The 19,072-nt window shown below is 53.6% G+C and carries 14 protein-coding genes; 10 read left to right on the top strand and 4 right to left on the bottom strand.

Annotated features, from left to right (window positions below; all coding sequences use genetic code 11):
- Positions 1-176: 176 nt before the first annotated feature.
- The 10 genes from HQL65_06440 (at position 177) to HQL65_06485 (ending at position 13,379) form a co-directional block, all read left to right on the top strand.
- Positions 177-707, top strand: coding sequence for a hypothetical protein (locus HQL65_06440; GenBank protein MBF0135859.1), 531 nt, complete (start codon positions 177-179; stop codon positions 705-707).
- Positions 704-1,618 (top strand): 4Fe-4S dicluster domain-containing protein, encoded by a 915-nt coding sequence (locus tag HQL65_06445; protein MBF0135860.1) that lies wholly within the window; start codon positions 704-706, stop codon positions 1,616-1,618. Before HQL65_06440 ends, HQL65_06445 begins: the two co-directional genes overlap by 4 nt.
- Complete coding sequence (gene nrfD / locus HQL65_06450; GenBank protein MBF0135861.1) at positions 1,615-2,805, top strand: polysulfide reductase NrfD; 1,191 nt, start codon at positions 1,615-1,617, stop codon at positions 2,803-2,805. The genes HQL65_06445 and nrfD overlap by 4 nt, the downstream gene beginning before the upstream one ends.
- Before the next feature lie 102 nt (positions 2,806-2,907).
- On the top strand, positions 2,908-3,993 hold the full coding sequence (locus HQL65_06455) for a DUF262 domain-containing protein (protein ID MBF0135862.1): 1,086 nt from the start codon (positions 2,908-2,910) through the stop codon (positions 3,991-3,993).
- Between the two features lie 121 nt (positions 3,994-4,114).
- On the top strand, positions 4,115-4,747 hold the full coding sequence (locus tag HQL65_06460) for a hypothetical protein (GenBank protein MBF0135863.1): 633 nt from the start codon (positions 4,115-4,117) through the stop codon (positions 4,745-4,747).
- 40 nt (positions 4,748-4,787) lie between these two features.
- On the top strand, positions 4,788-6,698 hold the full coding sequence (locus HQL65_06465) for a hypothetical protein (protein ID MBF0135864.1): 1,911 nt from the start codon (positions 4,788-4,790) through the stop codon (positions 6,696-6,698).
- A 179-nt stretch (positions 6,699-6,877) separates the two neighbouring features.
- The gene (locus tag HQL65_06470; GenBank protein MBF0135865.1) at positions 6,878-7,960 is read left to right on the top strand and encodes a hypothetical protein; all 1,083 of its coding nucleotides are present in this window, start codon (positions 6,878-6,880) and stop codon (positions 7,958-7,960) included.
- A 232-nt stretch (positions 7,961-8,192) separates the two neighbouring features.
- Positions 8,193-9,113, top strand: a complete 921-nt coding sequence (locus tag HQL65_06475; protein ID MBF0135866.1) for a DUF350 domain-containing protein — start codon at positions 8,193-8,195, stop codon at positions 9,111-9,113.
- Positions 9,114-9,222: 109 nt separating this feature from the next.
- On the top strand, positions 9,223-9,657 hold the full coding sequence (locus HQL65_06480) for a hemerythrin family protein (protein ID MBF0135867.1): 435 nt from the start codon (positions 9,223-9,225) through the stop codon (positions 9,655-9,657).
- A gap of 41 nt (positions 9,658-9,698) precedes the next feature.
- Positions 9,699-13,379: a PAS domain S-box protein gene (locus tag HQL65_06485; GenBank protein MBF0135868.1), complete on the top strand. Its 3,681-nt coding sequence runs from the start codon at positions 9,699-9,701 to the stop codon at positions 13,377-13,379.
- Here HQL65_06485 and HQL65_06490 read toward each other — a convergent pair.
- From HQL65_06490 to HQL65_06505, 4 genes are all read right to left on the bottom strand, one after another.
- The gene (locus HQL65_06490) at positions 13,373-13,744 is read right to left on the bottom strand and encodes a response regulator (protein ID MBF0135869.1); all 372 of its coding nucleotides are present in this window, start codon (positions 13,742-13,744) and stop codon (positions 13,373-13,375) included. The two genes, HQL65_06485 and HQL65_06490, sit on opposite strands and share 7 nt — an antisense overlap.
- Positions 13,737-15,953, bottom strand: coding sequence for a response regulator (locus HQL65_06495; protein MBF0135870.1), 2,217 nt, complete (start codon positions 15,951-15,953; stop codon positions 13,737-13,739). The genes HQL65_06490 and HQL65_06495 overlap by 8 nt, the downstream gene beginning before the upstream one ends.
- 60 nt (positions 15,954-16,013) lie before the next feature.
- Entirely contained in the window at positions 16,014-17,123 is a 1,110-nt protein-coding gene (gene cheB / locus HQL65_06500) for a chemotaxis-specific protein-glutamate methyltransferase CheB (protein MBF0135871.1), read from the bottom strand.
- Between the two features lie 57 nt (positions 17,124-17,180).
- Positions 17,181-19,072, bottom strand: a 1,892-nt coding sequence (locus tag HQL65_06505) for a response regulator (protein ID MBF0135872.1), incomplete at its 5' end; no start/stop codon positions are given.

Raw genomic sequence — 19,072 nt, forward strand, 5'->3', positions numbered from 1 at the left:
AAAAAAACGAATGAAAAACTGGGATGGAGGTCCAGGAGGAAGGGCTGTGCCCTTCCTCTTGGCGGGGTTTGGGGCGGAGCCCCAATAAAATCTTCTTTTCCAATTTTTTTTATCCGAGGGTTAATAGACAGCCTCTGAGTTTGCTTCTGACATATAACAGATTGCGCAATTCCATAATGAATATTATTATAGATATCAACAGGAGCATGCAGGTGGGGCGGTCTTGTTTATCCCGGATGGTGGTTCTGGTGACCCTGGGCTGGACAGGGGTGGTCGCAGGAGAAGAGAATCCCCCCCCATTCATCCGTTCGGGTCCGGTTGCCAAGCCGAATTGTGTTTCCTGTCATGCCTGGTTGGATACGGTGACGCGGCCCCGCCCTTTGACGGCCCCCCATAACCTGATGCCTTTTGCGCATGGCAAGGGCGAGCTGTGGTGTCTGGATTGTCATGCCTCCGAGGCGCGGGAAAAGCTGCGGGCGGGTGGTGAGACGCTGGTCGAATGGGACGCAGCCGACCGCAGTTGTGCCCTCTGTCATGGCCGCCATGTCGCCAAATGGCAGGTGGGCGTGCATGGCAAGCGCATCGGAAGCTGGTTTGGACCTCGCACCATCCTGCGTTGCCAGACCTGTCATGATGCCCATCAACCGGCCTGGCAGCCGGTCGTGCCTGATCCGCCACCGCCCCGTTTCCGGGAGGGAATGGTATGAGTGCCAATCCCCAACGTCGTCGCCTGTTGCAGGGTGGTGTGGCCGGTCTCCTGTTGGCCGGGGGAGGGAGCGCCGTGGCCATGGTCGATGCGGACAAGGGTTTGCAGGATGCCCTGGCAACCCTGCTCCAGAAGCATTATCGCCAGATGGAACCGGATGAGGTGGCTGCCGCCCTGGCCCGCATCGAACGTCGGGCCAGACGGGAACAGGGGGTCGATATTACCTGCCGGAATACCCCCCCCATGCCCCAGGTGGCATTCGGTTTTGCCCTCAATCTGTCCAAATGCATGGGTACACGACGCTGCGTCACGGCATGCGTTCTGGAAAACAATTGCGGTCGCGATGGCACCCTGCACAATATTCGGGTCCTGGAGATGGATGCCGGTCGGCAGGAGTTTCCCACGGCCAATCCCTACTATCAGCCGGAAAAAGTCCCCGTGGCGGACAAGTGGTACCTGCCGATCCAGTGTCAGCAGTGCGATAATCCACCCTGTGTGCAGGCCTGCCCGGTTGGGGCGACCTGGAAAGAGCCGGATGGCATGGTGGTCATCGATTATGACTGGTGTATCGGTTGCCGCTATTGCGCGGTCTCCTGTCCCTATTGGGCACGGCATTTCAACTGGGGCAAGCCCCGGCTGCCCAAAGAAGAGATTACCTCCCAGACCCACTATCTGGGCAATCGTCCCCGCCCGGTCGGGGTGATGGAAAAGTGTACCTTCTGCCTCCAGCGAACCCGGCAGGGATTGCTGCCGGCCTGTCAGGAGGCCTGCCCGACCGGTGCCCGCATCTTCGGCAATCTGCTCGATCCCGACAGCGACATTCGCCATGTCCTGGCCCGGCAGCGTGTTTTTCGCCTCAAAGAGGATCTGCATACCGAACCCCGCTTCTGGTATTTTACGGACAAGCCATGATGCAGACCCGATCAGGTTGGAGATTGCGCCTCTGGCTGGTGTTTTTGGCCCTTGTGGTTGTGTGGGGTGGGTGGGGATATGGCCGACAGGTGCGCCATGGTCTGGCCGTGACCGGCATGTCCGATCAAATTACCTGGGGATTGTATATCGGTAATTTTACCTTCCTGGTGGGGCTGGCGGCGGCAGCCGTGGTGTTGCTCATCATGGCCCACCTGTTCCAGTATGCAGGGATGCAGGCCGTGGTTCTCCTCGGCGAAGCCATGGCCGTCACCGCCGTGACCATGAGCCTGATGTTTGTGCTGGCCGATCTCGGACAACCCTGGCGTTTCTGGCATGCCTTGCCGTTTGTGGGTACACCCAACTTTCCTGCCTCCATCATGGCCTGGGACATGGTGGTCCTGGTCTTGTATCTCCTGGCCAGCCTTGGTTTGGGAGTCCGGTTACTCAAAAAAGACCCCCGGCAGCCGACAAAATCGACACCGGGGTGGTTTTCTCTGGCATGGATTGGCCTGGTGCTTCTCCTGGGACTTTCCATCCATACCGTGACCGCCTTCCTGTTGGCGGCCAATCCCGCCCGGCCTTTGTGGCACAGTGCCATCCTGGCCCCCCATTTCCTGGCCTCGGCCCTGGCTTCCGGTTCAGCCTTGCTGATTCTTCTCCTGCAAGGGTTGCAAAAATATCCCCTCTGCACCGACCTGGCCGCAGTCAGAACAGCATTGACCCGGATCATGCTTTTGGCATTGCTCGTGGATCTGTTTTTTCTGGGATCGGAATTGTTTGTCCAGTTTTATCGACCAACCGGTGAATCGGTGACGCTCCAGGGACTCTTTTTCACCCAAAACAGCTTTTTTACCGCATGGATTCGTCTTGCCTGGGGGGGCATCCTTCTGGCAACCCTGCTGCTCCTGGTGCCGGGTTGGCGGCAACGCCCTTCCATCCTGATTCTTGCTGCCAGCCTGACCTGCCTCGGCGTGTGGATGGAAAAAGGACTTGGCCTGGTGGTCCCCGGGTTTATCCCAACCCCACTCGGCGAGGTGGCCGGTTATGTTCCAACACGTACCGAAATCCAGGTCAGTGTGGGGATATGGGCTGGAGGGGCTTTTTTATTCACAATTCTGGTCCGCATGGTGATGAGAGTTGCAAATGGAACGAGCCAAGATAAACCTGCGGCGCAGGCATGGAATTGAAGCAATGAATGGTCATGGATCTTGACAATTGATTTCGGAATCGTCTATCATTAACAAATCGTATTTCGGAGTGCTTTCCCGACCCGGGAGGAATCATTTTATATGGCTGAAATCAGCGAAAAAATTGACCAGAAGATAGGGGAAATAAGAACAGAAACCCTTGATATGAGTTTCGGAGAGATACTGAGTCTCCATTCCCAGAAAGAATTGATCATACAGCCTGAATATCAAAGGTATTTCAGGTGGGCTGACGAACAAAAATCCAGGCTGGTCGAATCCATCTTGCTGGGATTGCCAATTCCTCCAATTTTCGTTGTCGAGAACGATGATGGTGTTCTTGAGTTGATTGATGGGTTGCAGAGAATAAGCTCGATTATTCAATTTATTGAGCATCGGCAAATTGAACAGGAAGAACCTCTTGTACTCGTTGGGTGCGATATTGTTGAGGATTTGAACGGGAAAGGATTTAATGATTTACCTCTGGTTCTTAAATTAAGAATCAAGAGGTCAAACGTCAGAATGGTTATTATAAAAAAACAAAGCAATTCCTTGCTGAGATATGAAATGTTTAAGAGGCTGAATACGGGTGGATCTGTTTTGACCCCGCAGGAAGTCAGGAATTGTTCGGTCAGAATGTATGGTGACAGAGGGATCGAGTTTTATGATTTCTTAACGGAGTGTGCTAACTTTGGTGCATTCAAAAATTGCATAGCAACAGTATCAGAAGCAGATTTTGATCAAAGATTTGATGAAGAGCTTGTTCTGCGTTTTTTTGCTGCAAAAAATGCAGGCTATTTATTCAACAGAAATGTCAGAATATGGCTTGATAGTTATCTTGAGAAAGTTCTAAAAGGAAATATTGACTTTAATTACAATAAAGAAAAAAATGATTTTTACAGTGTATTTACTTATCTTGATAAATTAATGGGGCAGGATTCTTTCGTAAGGTATAGAAATGGCTCTCCCATTGGTTCTCTTGCTCCCGCATATTACGAGGCTGTCAGTGTTGGGGTTTTTCAGTGCCTTGATTTTATACATAAAATAGAGGAAAAAGTTGTAAAAAATGCAATAATAAATAAGCTTATGAGCGATGATTTTAAGAGAAATATTGGGCCAGGATCGAGCAAGATTTCAAGTTTTAGAGAAAGGATATCTGCAATTAGAGAATCAATTCAATCATGTCAGTAGATGTCTTTTTTATGGTATGGTTTGTAATTTTTATGTGTGGTAGACGCTTTTTCAATATTTTTGTTATTGAGTTTTATCTTATCACGCGAATCGGTTTCGTGTGTTGATATTGGGTGAGTTTATGAATAAATGGCATGATGATATTTTCGATAATCTTGAATGGAGAATTAATGAACTTACGGAATTAAAGGCTATTGTGATTTCATCCAATACAGGGCCGGTGCGTAGAGAAGTTATATTAAGGTCGCTTATCCTGATGCTGTATGCCCATTTTGAAGGGTTTTGTAAATTTTTGTGGGACTACTATTTAGATTATATTGAAAAACAACATCTTCCGAGATTCATGCTTCAGGATTCTCTCGCCTGTCTTTCATTGTCGAAATATTTTAGTATCCTTAAAAAAGATTCAAGTCTGGAAAAAATATTTGATCTCAGCTCGAATTTTCCTGGAGCCATGAATGATGCCGCAATATTTGAAAGCAAATTAGAGACAGCGAGCAATTTGAAGATAAGAATATTTCGAGAAAATATTAAAAAAATAAACATATTAGTTCCAATAGCGGAAGATCGGTGCAAAACAGTTGATGCGCTCGTGCATATGAGAAACGAAATTGCACATGGAAAGAAAGGTTTTATTAAAGATATCGATGAGTACAAAGTGTATGAAAGGGCTGTTGTTCTGGTCATGGACAGCCTGGCAATAGAAATCATGGATGCGCTTGAGGAAAAGAAATTTATTAAACAAAGTCCGTGACAGAGTGGTGGAAAAGTCGATTGTTGTGCATGATAACGACATGGCAACGAATTTATTACGAAAATTTGCCGGCAGGGCAACAGGCAAGGGTTACCGGTGGTCCGGGCCAGTGGGGATGGCGGTCAGCGTATTGCTTCTGGGTCTGGTTTTTGTTTCTCTGGCCGCCACTTCCTGGTTGCGCTGGGCCGATCCGATCATGGATTTTGGCCGGGAACTCTATTATCCCTGGCAAATTTTGCATGGCAAGATGTTGCAAAGGGATTTGTATCAAATTTATGGCCCGTTTTCCGATTATTTCAATGCCCTGATCATGGCGGTGGCCGGGGAAACGGTGAATTCCTTGTTTGGGATCAACCTGATCCTGGCCGCCTCGGCGACGGGAATGATCCTGTACCTCTTCGGCTCCTGGCTGGGTTGGTTGCCGGGAGTTCTTGCCACTCTGGCTTTCATGGTGACTGGCGTCTTTCCCCGCGTTCATGATCACGCGGGCAGTTTCAACTTTATCGCTCCCTACAGCCATGCCGCCACCCATGGTTTTATCAGTGCCCTGGTGGCGCTGACAGCACTCATGCATTTTATTCGGCGGCCAAATCCAGTTGGTTTGTATCTGGCTGCCACGTTTGTGGGCATCAATTTTTTGACCAAACCCGAATTTTTTATTGCCTTGCTTCCGGCAGTCGGTCTGTTCGCTTTCCATGTCAGGCAACACTATCCGCAGCACTGGAATCTTTGCCGGCGACATGGGGTTGGTTTGTTGTTGACTGCCTTGCTGCCACTCCTGGTTTTCCTGGGCTATTTTTTCACCGTTTTGCCACCTGGGCAGGCGTTGCGTGCGGTTGGGGGTTCCTGGGTGGCGATATTTTCCGGTTACCTGTCTCAGACCCAGTTCCAAAGCGTCATGTCCGGTTTGGACCACCCTCTGGAAAACCTGCTGTCCAATATGCTCGTGGCCTTTGCGGAGCTTGGGCTGTTTGCGGTGGCATATTGGGTTTTTGGTCGTCAAAATCGACCTGCATGGGTGGCTTGGCTGACGTTGATGGCCTGTTGGATGCCGTTGCTCGTCGCCCTCATGCAGGATGACCAGGAATATGTCAGCATGTTCCTGATGCCGCGAGGATTCATGGTGCTTGCCTGTCTGATCCTGATCTTGACTTCAGGCATGGCAACCTATGGACAGCAAGGGTTCAACATGCAGATGGCAGACGTGGAACCCTATATTTTTTTGAGTATTTGGAGCGTGTTTTCCTGCCTCCTGCTGATACGCATCCTGCTGACTGCCTCATTTTTGAGTTATGGCTTTGTGTTGCTGACCCCCGCTTTTCTTGGCATCATCGGCCTGCTGACCGGCGTGGTGCCCAAATGGCTGGTATTGCGGGGAAAAACGGTTGGTGCCAGGAGGTTTCTGGCAATCCATGCAGCTTTCATCCTCTTGATTATCCAGGGGGTCTGGCAGCACTCCCAGGAAAATTATCAGCGTATGAACCATACGATTGGGACGGGAAATAATCGTTTGTTGTCGCTGCCGCCTGCCATCAGTCTCAACTCTTGGGTGCATGAACATGTTGCGCCCTGGGCCAGGCAACAATTGCAGGCCGACGATACGTTGCTGGTTATTCCAGAAGGCTTGATGTTCAATTTTCTGTATCGGGTCGCCAATCCGACCCGGGTCCACCTTTTCTTGCCCCCGGATTTCTTCAGGCTCGGAGAAAATAATATTATCCAGGAAATTCAACGGGAAAAACCCCGTTATGTGCTGTTCTGGTCGCGTCCCACCCCGGATTATGGCTACCCTTTCCTGGGCAGTTCCGATGGCTATGGCGTGAGACTCCTTGCGTGGCTGAAACAACACTATCATCCAGTATATCAAGTGGAAAACGGTTTTTCTCTGGATACACCCGGGGAAAAAGGGTTGCTGGTTTTGCAAGCCCGTGATGTCATGAACGACAGGTGAGGTGGAAATTGTTTTTTTTCTGGACGAATCCGGGAAAAAAAGTTGATGATCGAAAACAGGAACGGAGACGGCGGCACGATTTCCCGGGAACAAGTCAGACTTTGGCTTGGGTTGAGGTCAGGTTCCTGGTGATCATTCCGGAAGAGTGGTACAGGGGCAATCCGCATTGCTGAGGGTATATGGCACATATTTCTGATGGTATTCAGGGTATTCCTGGCTTGCATCATCGTTACTTCCCTGTTTTTCAATTGTTTCGGGCCGGGATTCTGTGGGGATGCCTGATTCTGTTGATGGGGTGCAGCAGTGGCAACAATGCGGCGGAACAGTTGCAGAAGGATATGCTGGGCGTGGAGCAGGGGATTGCCCAACTGCGCAAAGGGTTGGGCGAGGCCGCCGTGCGCAATGCCGGCATCCTGACCGCCTATGTCGATATCGTCAAGACAGAGCGCAGTGACCTGGTGCCACTTCTGACCCAACTGGGACAGGAAGCAACCCCCCAAAGTCCGCGCATCACCCGCATGGAGCAGGAATTGGCTTCCCTGCGGGCCACGCTGGCCAAGGATCCGACCGCAGCCTGGTTGCGCCCGGCAGTGAATCACCTGCGCACCGAAGTCCAACCCGAGGCCTACGATGCCTCCCTGGTGGAGACGATCAACATTGTCGCGGATCTCTCCAAGGGCAAACTCAGCAAATTGCCCACACCGGTTGCCAAGGCCGATGAAAAAGAGACCAAAGCCACGCCTGGATCCGCCCTGGTGGGCAACTCCGCCTATGGCGAATGGCGGCAGGATGGTTCCGGCAACCGGGTCTGGAATTGGCTGGACGCCTATGCCCTGTTCCGAATCCTCGACAACAATCGTGCGTATCGCTTCGATGAATGGGAACGGAGTCCCAACAGGCAGCGTTCCTCCGGAAGTTCATGGGGGGGAGGGGACTCCACATCGGGAAAAACGACGGCCAGAAAACATGATGACGCCGGAGAGTCCCAGAAGTCTGCTTCAGGGTCTGTGGATAAACGTCGGGCCAGCACCTACGGCAATAATCAGACAGGACAGGCCAAGGCTTCCGCAAGCGGTCAGAGTACGGAAAGCTCGACAACCCGGCGTGCCTCCAGTTTCGGTGCGGGATCCGAGGCCAAAAGTTCCCCGTCACCTGCAAAATCAACCTCTTCCGGATCTTCCTCCTCCGGATCCGGCGGGGGGTTCTTTTCATCCAGTCATCGTCGCAGCACTTCTTCCGGAGGGATACGTGGCGGCAAGTGACATGGCTCCGAATCCTGGGTCCGATGGCATGGCGTTGCCCTCACGGTGGGCATGATCTCTGCGTCGGACTTGTTGTCGCATGGAATGCCAGCGCGGGCGGGATCTGGCTGGTGATGCAGCGAGAGGGTTGCCTGATGCAACGATTGCACGGTGTACTGTGGTTGCGTGTGGTTGGCGTGGTGGGGGATAAGAGGGTTACCCGGAACAGATGTCTCATGATAGGGCTACGGAAATGAATGGATTGCCAGACGATTGGACACTATGGGATTTGCTGCATTGGAATCCGGAACACTGGAGTGCCGCCGGCGTGGACCTGATCGTGGCCGTGGCGTTGATGGCCGCCTTGCGTTTTCTGGCCGGAGTGATCGGGCACGTCAACAGTCGGGAAGAGCTGGCCAGTCGGGATAATCCGGCTTTTGGCATCTCACTGGCCGCCGCCGTCGGAGCCGTAGCTATCATGATGTCAGGAGCCGTGACCGGTGAAGCGGGAATTTCCCTCATGGATGAAGTGATCCTGGTGGGAGCCTATGGTTGCCTGGGTGTCCTGCTGTTGGCCATGGCCCGTTTCATATTCGACCGCCTGACCCTGCCAGGCATTGTGATCGGTGCCGAAATCATGCGCGGCAACATCGCCGCTGCCCTCGCCGACGCCGGCAACTCCCTGGCCACCGCCATCATCGTCCGGGCCGTCATGACCTGGGTGGACAGCAACTCCCTGGCCGGTCTGTTGGCCGTCCTGGCCGGCTACCTGGTCTCCCAGATCATCCTCTCCCTGGCCACGGTTTTGCGCCTGTGGATCGTGGCGCGTCTGCATGTGGGCACCCCTCTGGAAAAACTCCTGCAAGAGGGCAATACAGCCTCGGCAATCTGCTTCATGGGGCACCGCCTCGGCATTGCCCTGGCTGTCACCGCCGCCTCCGGTCTGGTCCCCTACGCAACGGATTTGTTATGGGTCCGGGTCCTGGCATGGGGTGGCGTGGCCATGCTTTTGCTCGTGACTCTCCCGGTTTTGGCCCGCCTGGCCCGCATGACCATCCTGGCAGGCATCAATATGGTCGAAGAGATTGATGAACAACGCAATATCGGCGTGGCCACCATTGATGCCGCCATTTATATGGGAATCGGTATCCTTCTGGCAGCATTGTTGACTTGATCTTTATGATCGCGTGATTGACCTGTATGCAAAAAAATGTAGTATTGTCGGCATGGGCACGGAAAATTCCGGCGCGACCGTGATCCACGCAATCATACCTGAATACAGCATGGGAGAGTCAACTGTGGGTGCCGTCTCTGTCATTACCTGGAAGCCAAATCTGAGTGTCGGCATCGCCGACGTGGATGAAGATCATAAAAAATTGATCAAAATGATCAACCGTCTCTTCGGTGCAGCCCTCTCTCCGCAACCAGGGCAGATATTGGGAGATGTTCTGGAAGAGTTGACCCGGTATGTGGTCTTCCATTTCAACCGGGAAGAGGAGTACATGCGCCGGTTCGACTATCCCGGGTTTGTGGAGCACAAAAAAGAACATGAAAGATTGATCGATACCGCCACCCGTTTCAAACGGAATCTGGACTCCGGGTTGGCCATGAATCTGAAGGATGAAATCGAAAAATCGCTGCGTGATTGGCTTGTGGTCCACATCCAGGGACAAGACAGACATTTAGGTCACTTTTTGAATGAACAGGGCGTGAAATAGTCGAGAAACCCTTCAGATAGACAACAATCATGGGGAGTCTGTTGGCAAACAAACCTGCTCTGAAACTGGTTGGCCTGTTCACCCTGTTGGCGTTGGGGTTGTCACTGCTGGTTGGGTTCAGTGAAGGTTTGTTGGTGCCGCTCAACAGGTCTTACCTGACCTGGGTAGGTATTCTGTTGGGGGCAGGGATTCCTGCCCTGTGGTTGATTGCGCACACCGTGATACGTCCCTTGAGCCAACTGGCTGACGCGATGGATCATCATGCCATCGTTTCTGCGGCGAATGAAAAGGGTCTCATTACCTATGTAAACGATCAGTTTGTGCGCATTTCGGGTTATGCCCGGGAAGAGTTGTTGGGCAACAACCACCGCATCGTCAAATCCGACCACCACACCCCGGAATTTTATCAGGAACTCTGGGATACAATCGCCTCTGGCAGGGTATGGCATGGTGAAGTCAAGAATCGCACCAAGGATGGCCGTTCCTACTGGGTCAGCGCCACCATCGTGCCCTGCATCGGCAATTCCGGGAGACCCACCCGCTACCTCTCCATCCGTACCGACATTACCCGGCAAAAAGAGATGGAGATAGAGCTGCGCCAGGTCAGTCACGAGTTGCAGAGGAATGAAACCAAACTGCGCAGTATCCTGGAAAATACCCGTGACATCATCTTCACCCTGCGTCGGGAGGGGGTGATCAGCTTTGTCACCCCCAGCATCACCACGCTCCTCGGTTATGACCCGAAACAGCTCATGGGCCGACATATCTCCCGCCTGCTGTACCCGGAAGATTTGAAATCTTTTCTGGATGTACTGGACATGAGTGCCCGGGAGGGCAAGAGTGTTCAGGACCAGGAAGTTCGTTTCATGGCCTTGGATGACTCTGTCCATTGGCTGCGGTACGCCATCGCTTCGGCACCCGATTCCGGACGACGTGGCGCAAGTCTCGTCATGTCAGCGAGCGATGTGACCCGCCAAAAGTTGCATGAAAAAAATGTCATCGCCTCGGAAGAAAAATTCAGAACACTGTTCGAAGCCACCGGCGAAGGGGTCATCCTGCTCGGCAAGGATGGCATCATGGATTGCAATGAAAAAGCCGTGGAACTGTTTGGTTGCTGCGATCGGGACGATCTGATGCAACATCAGATCCAAGACTTTTGGCCAGTGCTTCAACCAGGAGGAGGGAGTTCCAGAAAGTTGGCTGAAGTGTGGCGTGATCAGGCCTTCGCCGAAGGATCGGTTTCCTATGAGTGGGTCTATCGACGTATCCAGGACGCGAGTGAATTTCCCGCCGAAGTGCTGCTCAATGCCCTGGCCATTGAAGGTCAACCCGCCCTGCAAATCGTCGTGCGGGACATCACCGCCCGCAAGGAGATGGAGACCCAGATTCATGCCGCCAAGGATGCGGCAGAAGCCGCAGCGCGAGCCAAAAGCGACTTCCTGGCCAACATGAGCCATGAAATTCGCACGCCCATGAATGCCATCATCGGCCTGAGCCACCTGTGCCTGCAAACCCCCCTGAGTACCAGGCAAAAAGATTATATTCGCAAAGTCCACAATTCAGCCACCTCGTTGCTGCGGATCATCAACGACATTCTGGATTTTTCCAAGATCGAGGCCGGTCGTCTCGATATGGAATGCATCGACTTTACCCTGGAAGAGGTGTTGGGCAATCTGGCCTCCATGATCTCCCTGAAAGCACAGGAGAAACATCTGGAATTTCTCATGGAGACCGCCGTGGACATTCCGCCGAGCCTGTTGGGGGATCCGTTACGGCTGGGGCAGATTCTGATCAACCTGACCAACAATGCCATCAAATTTACAGAGCAGGGCGAAGTTGCCATTACCACCGAAATCATTGAACGCGGCGAGGATTTTGTCCGGCTCCAGTTTACCATTCGGGACAGCGGCATTGGCATGACCCGGGAGCAGATCGGCAAGCTGTTTCAGGCCTTCAGTCAGGCAGATACCTCCACAACCCGCAAGTTTGGTGGTACCGGTCTCGGCCTGGCAATCTCCAAGCGTTTGATTGAAATGATGAACGGCAGTATTCGGGTGGAAAGTGAACCGGGATCCGGTTCTCGCTTCTTTTTCGACGTGCGCCTGGGTATCGGCAACCGCTCCATGGAAAAGACGCTCATTCCCACCACCGATCTGCGCGGCATGAAGGTTCTGGCCGTCGATGACAATGAAAGTGCCCGCAACATCATGGCAGATTATCTGACCTCTTTCACATTCAAGGTGACCAGGGCCGTCCATGGCAAAGATGCCATGGTCGCCGTGCAAGAGGCCGAAATGGTCGGTGAACCTTTCGAACTGGTCATCATGGACTACATGATGCCGGAAATGGATGGCATCACCACCATCGCCAAGATACGTCACGAGTTGGGGGTACACAAACAACCGGTGATCATCATGGCCACGGCGTATGGCGAGGAGAGCGTGGTCAAACGGGCCATGCAGGAAGCGGAGGTGGATGGTTTCCTGGTCAAACCCATCAACCAGAGTCTGCTTTTTGAAGCCATCATGGACGCTTTTGGCAAGAGCAAACCGGAAGGAAGAAAAGATGTTGCTCCTGCGGGTGAAGGACGGGAATTCTGGAGTGCGCTTTCCGGGGCCAAAATCCTGCTGGCTGAGGACAACGAAATCAATCAACAGGTGGCCCGCGAACTTCTCGAACAGGCCAATATGACCGTCGTCGTGGTGGAAAATGGCAAACAGGCCGTGGATCGGGTGCGTCAGGAATCCTTTGATGGCGTACTCATGGACGTGCAAATGCCGGTCATGGACGGTCTGAGAGCAGCGCGTGAGATTCGCCAGGATCCGCAGTTTGCCACTCTGCCCATTCTGGCCATGACCGCCAACGCCATGTCCGGCGATCGTGACTTGTGCATGGAGGCCGGCATGCAGGATCATATTGCCAAGCCGGTGGATCCAGGAAAGATGTTCGCCACCATTGCCCGGTGGATCAAACCCGCTGTTCCAAAACCTCTGCCACTGCACCCGGAAACCAAAGAACAATCTTCTTCCCTGCACGTCGAACACGCAAGGCCGTTGCTCTCTTCCGGGCCACCAAATATGTCGGAAGGGTTGCCGAACGTTCCTGGCATCGATACCCGGGCCGGACTCAAGCGGATGGGAGGCAACGTCAAAGCCTATCTGGCTCTGCTTGCCAAATTTCGTATCAACCAGGGCCGGGTCGGGGGTGCCATTCGCTCTTCCATGGCAAACCAGGACATGCCAACCACAGAGCGGCTGGCTCACACTCTGAAAGGCGTTGCGGCCACCATCGGTGCCGAGGCCTTGCAGAGGCAGGCTGAAATCCTGGAGTCCGCCATCAAGAACGGTGACACCGCCATCGATATGGAGCAGGTGCTGACCAAGGTCGAGGCAGAACTCGACCGGGTCTGTACCACCATCGATCAGTCCCTGCCCAAAACACAATCCGCAGGGAATCGTTCAGTCGCTCAGGCGGGTGAGATGACGGACTTGATCCTGGAGCAACGGGACATGCTCTGCCGTGAAGCAGCACGGCAATTGGCTTTCTTTGATGCCGCCGTCGAAAACACCTTGGCAACTTTGCAGGGTTTGCCCATGTCCGGGGAGTTGGCCGATCGGGTCGGAAAAATTGCGGAAATGGTCGAACACTATGATTTTGAAGGGGCAGCCACCGAGCTGGCCCAGTGTGCCAGTCGTTTGGGTATTTCTCTGGATTCTCATTGATGCAGGCCAATGCCCGCCATGGCCTGGGCAAGTTTGTCCTTGTTGATCGGTTTCATGATGAAACCGACGTGGATCATGTCGGCACGTTGCCGCATTTTTTCCTGGACGTTGGCCGTGACCAGGTATATCCGCATGTTCTTGTCCAGGTCCTGCAATTTGATTGCCAGATCAATACCGTTCATGCCGGGCATGTTGAAATCAATCAGGGCCAGATCGACGGTTTGCGCACTGGCCAGAGCCACGCCTTCCGGTCCATCCTTGGCTTCAAGGATACTCCAGTCGGGAAATGATTGACCAAATACGTTTTTCATCATCATGCGGGCCAGGCTGCTGTCGTCCACCACCAATGCCGTTTTTTTATTCATGGATTCCTCCTGATTTCTGGACTTCTGCCTCGACCGCCCTGGCCACTCTGTTGGATTCTGTCTGTACTTGTTGGAAAACAGACTTGGCATTGCCGAGATTTTTTTCTTTTCCCATGCGTTCCAATTGTCCGACGAGTTCTGCGAGTGTCACTGCACCCAGTTGCGCACACTGGGACTTCAGGGAGTGGGCTGCCTGATACACCATATCTGGATCGGCTGTGTCAATTCCGTTCTGGATGGTACAGGTTCGTTCGGAAAGGCTCTTCAGGAAAATACGCATGACCTCCACGGCACGTCCAGGAAATATACTCAGAGATTCATAGAGTAGTTTCAGGAAATTTTGATCCAGCACGTTGTCGGCGTCGGCGTCGGCACGTGGTGGGTTTTTTGGGTGCATTTTCGTATGGGGTGCTGAAACCGGGGCGTTTTGTTTGTCAGGCAGCCATTTGCGCAACATCTCTTCCAGGGTTGTCACCCGGATGGGTTTGGAAAGATGATCATTCATGCCGGCCTGGAGGCATTGTCCCCGATCTTCGAGCATGGCATTGGCGGTCATGGCAATGATGGGTATCGGGGATTGATGGGTTGCTGCTTCCCTTTGCCGAATGCGTCGGGTGGCCTCCAGGCCATCCATCTCGGGCATCTGCATATCCATGAAGATCAGATCGTAGTCGGTCTTGGCATGTTTTTCCAAGGCCTCGATGCCGTGGATGGCCGTTTCCACCTGGAGACCGAACCGGGTCAGCAACCCCTTGGCCACCTCCTGGTTGATGATGTTGTCCTCAACCAGCAGAATACGTCCCTGCAATCGTGTGGTCTTGGCAGATTGCTTGTCCCGGAGTGTGGATGATCCTGTGGGGGATGCCGGAATTTCGGACCTTTGGCCAGGTCGCAGGGGAAGATGAAATTGAAAGGTGCTTCCTTGGCCGGGGGTGCTGTGCAGCTCAATTTCCCCACCCATGGCGGTGACCAGTTTTTTGCAGATGGCCAGACCCAGACCGGTTCCGCCATGTTTGCGTGTCGTCGAACTGTCCACTTGGATGAAAGAGTTGAACAGGTGGGCCTGTCGTTCCAGGGGAATGCCGATTCCGGTATCTTTGACTTGAAACAGAATGCGATCCGATATGGTCGTGCCCTCAGGGGGCAGGGGGCTTTTTTCATGGGCAACCCGGATGGTCACCTGACCTTTTTCGGTAAATTTAATGGCATTGCTGCTCAGGTTGAGCAAAATCTGGCGCAACCGGGTGGGGTCTCCGATCACCGCTCCGGGCAACTGTGGATCCACGGTGACGATCAACTCCAGGCCCTTGTTGCGGGCCGCATCCTCCTGGATTCCGGCTATATCCGCCACAGTCTGGTTGAGAGAAAATTCAATCTCCTCCAGTTCCAGATGTCCGGCCTCGATTTTTGAATAATCCAGTATGTCGTTGATGACGGTCAGTTGCAGTTCCGCCGAGCGGTTGGCGGTTGCCAGGTATTGGCGTTGTTCCGCAGTCAGTTGGGTATTGCCCAGCAGTTGCAGCATTCCCAGGACACCGTTCATGGGGGTGCGAATTTCGTGGGACATGTTGGCCAGAAAGTCGCTCTTGGCCTGGCTGGCAGCGGCGGCCTTTTCAGCCATTTCCTTCGCAATTTCAACTGTATGGAGCAGTCTGTCGTTCAGGTCCTTGAGTTCCCGCTGCTGCTTTTCCAGCATGCGGTTTTGGATGAGAGAATTTTCGTAGGTGGACAAAAACAGATTGAGAATGCGTCGCCGGTCCGCCGTGACGACATGGCGCTGGCCGGAAAAATCAATGGTCAGCGGCGGAGCAGCCTGATAATCACGAATCCGGTTGACTTCCGGAAAATCGAGAAAATACCGTACCCGCTCCAAAAGAAATTGATCATCGTAAGGTTTGGTGACGTACCCATCGGCCCAGGCGTCCAGACCGCGCATGACATCGTTCGGGTCGGCCAGGTTGGTCAACAACAAAACAGGAACATGTTGCAGGTCAGGATTTTTTTTGATGGCCTCACACAGTTGAAAGCCATCCATGACCGGCATGGTGATGTCGCTGATCACCAGATTGCCGGGGTTTTCCAGCAGCATGTGCAGGGCCTGTTGGCCATTGCCGGCCCGGCGAATCACATGGTTATCGGTTGCCAGGAGATATTCGAGACGCAGGGCCTGGGTCAGGCTGTCTTCGACAATCAGGATATTTCCAGGCATGTCTGGTTACTCACGGGGTGTCGGCGGGGTGTGCTTCAGAAAATTTTCAGGCATATTTGGTCATCTTTTGGGTGTCAGCAGGGCGTTGAGGGTGGTAATGATCTGTTCCGGAGGGAGGACCAGGCGGGCAGCACCGATCTTGACAGCTTCCCCCGGCATGCCAAACACCAGGGAACTCTCCTGGTCCTGGGCAATGGTCAGGGCACCCTGGTCACGCATCAGTTTCAGGGTATCGGCACCGTCTTTTCCCATACCGGTCAGAAGAACACCCACGGCCCGCTGCCGATAAGATGTGGCAAGAGAACGAAACAAATGGGAAACCGAAGGTCGCAGCCCGTATTTGGGGGGGGTCAGTCCATCCAGGACCACGACACCGCCCTGAATTGAGATGTGGTGTTGATCCGGGGCAAAGTATACCACCCCAGGCTCCAGAATGTCCCCGTCCGCAGCAATGCGTACCGGACGGGTCAATTCGTTTTGCAGCCAATCCGTCATGGCGGAAAGAAATCCATCGGCAATATGCTGCACAATGACAATGGGAACCGTCAAATTTTTATCCAGACCACCCAGAATGGTTTTGATCACCGGGGGACCTCCCGTGGAAGTACCCATGGCCAGGATATCAAAACTGCCCTGATGCCAGGTACCCTGGCTGGATATTTCGGCAGCCAGGGAGATGGGGAGCAGGGATGCGTGATGGCCTTGCGTACCGAGCGTACCGACTGGTTTGCCAGGTGCAGCATCCCGAACCTCGGGACGACGGCGAATGACCCGCACTTCGGCCATGGCCTTGACCAGACGGATAAACCGGGAGGAAAGCTTCTGAAAATTGGGGGAGCCGGGACCCTGGGGCTTGGGCAGGGCAGTCACGGCCCCGGCATCGATGGCTCGCAATGAGTTGACGGCCTCTTCCGATTGCCAGGCGGCGCTGCAGATGACAATCGGGAGTGGATGAATTTCCAGAATGCGTTTGGTGGCCTCATAACCGTTCATGCCGGGCATGTTGATGTCCATGACGACAATGTTCGGTGAGGAGCGTTTCACCATGGAGATGGCTTCCAGGCCGTTGGCGGCGACCCCGGCGATCACAATGCCCGGGTCCGTCTCCAGAATACCGCGCAGCAGTTCACGGCTGGTCAGGGAGTCATCAACAATCAACACACGGATCATGAAAGTACGCCAATAAGGGAAGGCCGGTTGCAGACGGTATCCTGAAGGAAATGAAGGTCAAGCCAATCTTGCCACGATTTCGAGCAGGTTTCCCTGTTCAAAATTGCCCTTGACGATATATGCATTGGCCCCGGCGGCAACCCCCCGCTCCCGATCCTCGCGGGAGGAAAGGCTGGTGACCAGAATGACAGGAAGCGAGGCAAGGTTGGCATCGGCACGAATTGTTTCAGTCAATTCAAAACCATTCATGCGGGGCATCTCGACATCGGAGACGACCAGATCCACGTCCGATGTCTTCAGGATGGTGACGGCATCCAGTCCGTCCACAGCGGTCTGCACCGTATAGCTGGCGGCTTCCAGAATGTTTTTCAGCAACATTCGGGAAGTCAGGGAATCTTCGACCACCAGGATGGATTTTCTGGTGGATCCGGTTTTATCCGTGTTGTCGGTGGCCATGACGGGCAGGACGTTGCTCCGGGCATCGGCAGCGGAGTTGAGCAGGTCATGCACATTCAGGATCGGGACTACCTGCCCCGACCCCAGAATGGTGGCCCCGGTCAGATGCCGTACATGCTGAAGTTGGCTGCCCAGGCTTTTGACCAGGACTTCCTGTTCGCCAAGAAGATCATCAATCCGGAAACCAACCCGTCTTTCGCCCATGGCGAGTACGGCCACCAGTATTTTATCGTCCTTGCCGGTTTCGGGAGATGCAACCGCATTGCCCATAACCCGGTCCAGATCGACCAGGGACAGGGGGATTCCTTTGCAGGAGATGGTTGCCCGATTTTCCAGCATTTTGATTTCGTCACGGGTGATGCGCATGACCAGATCCACTTGGGTGCTGGGAATGACGAACAGGTGTCGTCCCGAACGAATCAATACCCCCCGGAACGTGGCCAGGGAGATGGGCAACCGGATATGAATGGCCAGACCTTTTCCCGGTTGATTGGCCATTTCCAGATTGCCTCCAAGTTTTTCCACCCGCTCCTTGACAATGGCCATGCCCAAACCCCGACCGGACAGGTCGGTGATGATCGATGCCGAACTGATTCCGGAGTGAAAAATCAACTCCATGGTTTGCTCATCGGCCAGACGTTGTGCATCATCCCGCGCCAGCAGGCCATTTTGAATGGCACTCTCCTTGATGCGGGAGAGGGGAATTCCCTGCCCATCGTCGATGACCCGGATTTCAATCTTGTCGCTTTCAATCTGCACAACATCCAGGCGAACGGTTCCTTGCCGAGGTTTTGCCCGACGCAGGCGTTCCGATGGTTGCTCGATGCCGTGATCAATCGCATTACGAATCATGTGGGTCAGGGGGTCTTTCATCTCCTCCAGAATACGTCGATCCACTTCCACATCGCCGCCACTGAGATGCAGTTCGACCTCCTTTCCCTGGGCATGGGCAATTTCACGGACCATGCGCGGAAACAAATCCAGCAGAGTGGCACTTGGCAGCATGAGCATCTGCTTGACGATCTCAATCATTTCGTCAACCATCCGATCCAGAATCCGCTGATGCTGGTCCATGTTTTTGGCCAGGGTCTTGATGTCCCGGTTTTCGGTCTGAATATACTCCTGGTTCCAGGCGAGAAATTTTCCAATCTCTTGGATTTCCAGAAGATTTGTTTGTGAATTGCCACCACTCCCGGGCACCCTGCCGCCTGTCTCTGTGGATCCTCCGCTCCGCTTGCGCAATGACCTCCAGAAAGGGTTGGCGGCTCCCCATTTCTGATGCCAGAGTTCAATGGTTTGTTCGCGCTGTCTCAATTCGGAAAGATGCTGGTGACCGGCCAGCTTCAGGGTGATCAACTCCACGGTTCGCAGCAGCAATTGATCGAGTTTGTCCGTCGCTATGCGGACGGTATTGGCCATTTGTGGCGGATGGACAACAATTCCTGGCGCGTGTTCCACCGGTTCCGGTTCTGGTTGTGGCGGATGGACAATAA

This window comes from Magnetococcales bacterium, from assembly GCA_015228935.1.
Taxonomy (GTDB): Bacteria; Pseudomonadota; Magnetococcia; order Magnetococcales; family DC0425bin3; genus HA3dbin3.